Raw genomic sequence first — 3,475 nt, forward strand, 5'->3', positions numbered from 1 at the left:
CCCGTGGCTGAGGTTCGATGCGGCTGCGCCGCTTTGCCGGCGCACTCCAAAGCAGTCCGGAATCCATAAAGAGCCAAGAGGAATTCTTCGTGTCTTTGTGGCTTGGTGTGAGAAAATCGAATAGGCGCGACCTACCGACAAGTGTATGGGGTTGATGTACTTGATTTTCGGGGGATTCGGCTTAATTGAGAACGCCCTCTAGTACATAGTTTCGCTCGATATTGCTAATCCCCGCACTGGAGCGTGTGAACCAAGCGTGTGATCCAGCAGATACTATGAACTTGCAACATCGGTCGAAACTAGGTACTAGTACCTAGTTGCGACCGATATCGCAAATTCACAACCTCTGGTTGACTCTCACGCTTCAGCGTCAAAGCCGGCAGTATCAATCGAAACCAGGTACCAGTATAGATTGTGGTATATAAGGCGTTTCGACGTACTTAACACGGCGACTCGCCGTTTACTACCTGTTAGGCGAAATCACAAATAGCAGAGATTGTAAATGAAAAAACCTATCTTAGTAGAAGGAAAAAAATACACGTTCAGCGATTATTTTGAGTTGAACAATCCTACCGATGAAATAGTTGAAGAATTAGGATATTCTTTTTCTCATGAAGTGGTGAATCTTCCGCAATCTGACGATTACGAACATAATGATATCAGAAAACTTCAAGATACTTTTTATACTATTCTTCCAAAAATCACTATAACTTCTGAAATTGCTAAGAGAGATTTTTTAATAGCACCAATTTTAGTGGAGATCGCCAGAAACACGGAATCAAAAATAAACGTGGAATATGCAATAGAAATCGATAGCAGATTAAGTGGTTCATTAGATTACTTAATACGGCTAAAACAAGAGTTGATCGTAATTGAAGCAAAAAAAGGCGACTTAGATAAAGGGTTTAATCAGCTGTCAGCAGAGTTAATAGCTTTAGACAGGTATGAAGAAAGTAATGAGAATGATAGATTGTATGGTGCTATCACTATAGGCGATGTTTGGAAATTTGGTGTTCTTGAAAGAAAACAACAACATATTACAAAGGATATTAACAGTTTTACAATTCCAGGAGATTTGGAGAAAGTTTTTTCGATATTGATCGGTATTTTAATAGCATAGTCCTAACGAAAGCATCTGGCGGACTGCCAAAAGCGTCACGGTTTTTGCTTTCGCAGAGAAAAGGGGCCAGGCTCAATTGATGGGTCGTTTTTCACAGCCCATTCGCCTAACATTCGGCTGCAAGCGACCCAATGCCGCGGTCCGGCTCCTCAGCAACTTTCAAGCTCAGTGCCACGCGGCATTGGGCGCCTGAGCCAGACCATTAGGCGCAGCAAAAAATGAAGAAACTTCGCGTCTATCTTGATACCTCGGTAATTGGTGGCTGCTTCGACTTGAGAAAACTGACAGTGTTCGCCACGCTGTATTTCGGCGGAATGCTCAGGCAGAGATGAATGTGGTCCACTATGGCGTGCCCTTACAACAAGCTCGATCCCTTGTTGCTGACACAACTCTCGGAGAATTCCTCCGATAAATCGCACGCCGACGATATTTCGGCACAAATACAAGATGGTATTTGCAGTACCATTTTATGTGGGATTGGTTTTGCCAATCTCGCATGATGATCTTCTTCCACTTTGGTTGATGGGAGGGAGATCATCTCTACTACAGTCCCATGCGCGACGGAATGGCCGAGCCTTTCGGAGTCCACCGCCAGAGGCGATGGCTTACCTGTTGTGAGTTAGAAGGAGAATCAGATGCTTGCTCAAGACATGGTGGAGCAACTTCGGCATGCGCCAATGACTGATCGGATTCAGGCCATAGAGGTGTTGCTGCAATCCCTCAAGCACGACATCGTGCCCCCTCAATCCAGCATGATGCCGCAGCATTCGTTTACGGTTCGGACATTCAACTTGGGGACAGATATTGCCCTTGACCGAGAAGAAATGTATGCGGAACGGGGTAACGCATAATGTATGCCCTTGATACCAATGTGTTGATCTATGCGCATAATACCGCCTCTCCATTTCATCCGCACGCTAAAGTCTTTGTTGAACAGGCCATGAATACGCGGGACGCTGACGCGTCATCTCTCCGTGTGTCTTCCTGCACAAGTCCTTATGGAGTTTCTCAATGTTATCACATGGCATCGGCTTGAAGCGCCGTTGCTATTACCTGATGCCATCCAAATTGTCCAAGACTATGTGGATACCGGCGTCGCGATTCTGTATCACCAGCCGACGCAACTTGAGACGCTTGTCGGGCTGCTCAAATCTGTCACCACGCGAAAGAAGATTTTTGATGCTGCCCTGGCTGCCACGTTAAAAGATCACGGTATTTCCGGACTCTATACCGTGAATACGAAAGATTTTGAAGAATTCACCTTTCTTGAGACAAAAAATCCGTTGGAACATGAATAACATTATTGGGCGCCTGAGCCGTGCCGATAAGCGGCGCGTCCCTGCGCCGCTTATCGGGGAGCTAACCAGCAAGTGCACTATAACAAGTATTACCAAAAGGAAAGCACACAGGAACATGCACGGCGGCACTTTAATATCCCTATTGTTTCAGACACCAAAACAGGATATCGCCTGCAAAAATGTCAGTGCGACATGGGACGCGCCGCCTATCAAGACGCTGAACGCAGACAAACCTCCCTTGCCCCCGTCCATGAGGGCAAGGGAGGTTGCTGGTTAGCTCCCCGTTAGCCGTATGAAAAACATGAAATTTTGAATTTACCTCTTGATATTGATAACAAATACGTTAATATTGACTATATGGAATGGGAAATCATCTATTACAACGAGGCACTTCAAGAGGAAATACTGAATATGCCTGCAGGAATTCAGGCTAGGTATATTCATCTCACAGAACGGATGCGTATTCATGGTGCCAATCTTGGAATGCCTCACACAAGAGCAATGAAAGATGGTTCATTTGAACTTCGGATGAAGTCAATGGAGGGTATGGGTAGAGTTTTCTATTGTACTTTAGTGCATAAACGTATTGTTATGCTCCATTCATTTGATGAATTATTAAATGCAAGAATGAATGCTGGGCTTACTCAAGCGGAAGTAGCAGATCGTATGGGCACAAAAACACCTGCGATTGCAAGGTTAGAAGCAGGTGGTGGGAATAAAAAACATTCCCCGTCTATTTCTACATTGCAGAAATATGCTAAAGCAGTTGGGTGCCATCTTGAAATCAGGCTTGTGCAAAATAGCTAAAAAGCCTATACAATCCGCTACACAAGGACAAAACTACTCGCTATCGCTCCCAATTTTTCTTGTGAACGATGGCATTAGCCTCTCTAAAAGGCCCTACAATGGAAGTCAAATTAAACAAGCAACAAAAAGTCACCGTAAAGGGTGCGGAAGACATTTATCTGATCATGCGCCAAATTCTCCGTAGAGAGAATAAAATCGGTCAAGGTCAGGAACACTTCTGGATGGTGGGTTTGAATCAAGCGAACAAGAT

4 protein-coding genes are annotated in these 3,475 nt (G+C 44.8%); all 4 read left to right on the forward strand.

The genetic code is table 11. The features are described from left to right. The first annotated feature begins 502 nt into the window (after positions 1-502). The 4 genes from BQ17_RS04820 (at position 503) to BQ17_RS23180 (ending at position 3,225) form a co-directional block, all read left to right on the forward strand. Positions 503-1,120, forward strand: coding sequence for a hypothetical protein (locus tag BQ17_RS04820; RefSeq protein ID WP_089724761.1), 618 nt, complete (start codon positions 503-505; stop codon positions 1,118-1,120). Between the two features lie 635 nt (positions 1,121-1,755). Further along, positions 1,756-1,971: a hypothetical protein gene (locus tag BQ17_RS04825; RefSeq protein WP_089724763.1), complete on the forward strand. Its 216-nt coding sequence runs from the start codon at positions 1,756-1,758 to the stop codon at positions 1,969-1,971. A 147-nt stretch (positions 1,972-2,118) separates the two neighbouring features. Continuing rightward, positions 2,119-2,418, forward strand: a complete 300-nt coding sequence (locus tag BQ17_RS04830; RefSeq protein WP_218068102.1) for a PIN domain-containing protein — start codon at positions 2,119-2,121, stop codon at positions 2,416-2,418. A gap of 309 nt (positions 2,419-2,727) precedes the next feature. After that, on the forward strand, positions 2,728-3,225 hold the full coding sequence (locus BQ17_RS23180) for a type II toxin-antitoxin system RelE/ParE family toxin (RefSeq protein WP_256091485.1): 498 nt from the start codon (positions 2,728-2,730) through the stop codon (positions 3,223-3,225). Positions 3,226-3,475 lie beyond the last annotated feature (250 nt).

The sequence above is a fragment of the Candidatus Thiosymbion oneisti genome, from assembly GCF_900092655.1.
In the GTDB taxonomy this organism is placed as follows: Bacteria; Pseudomonadota; Gammaproteobacteria; order Chromatiales; family Chromatiaceae; genus Thiosymbion; species Thiosymbion oneisti.

What these genes read in the sequence shown, in the direction of transcription:
- BQ17_RS04820 (WP_089724761.1), top strand. Translation starts at nt 503, where the DNA reads ATGAAAAAACCTATCTTAGTAGAAGGAAAAAAATACACGTTCAGCGAT.
- BQ17_RS04825 (WP_089724763.1), top strand. Translation starts at nt 1,756, where the DNA reads ATGCTTGCTCAAGACATGGTGGAGCAACTTCGGCATGCGCCAATGACT.
- BQ17_RS04830 (WP_218068102.1), top strand. Translation starts at nt 2,119, where the DNA reads ATGGAGTTTCTCAATGTTATCACATGGCATCGGCTTGAAGCGCCGTTG.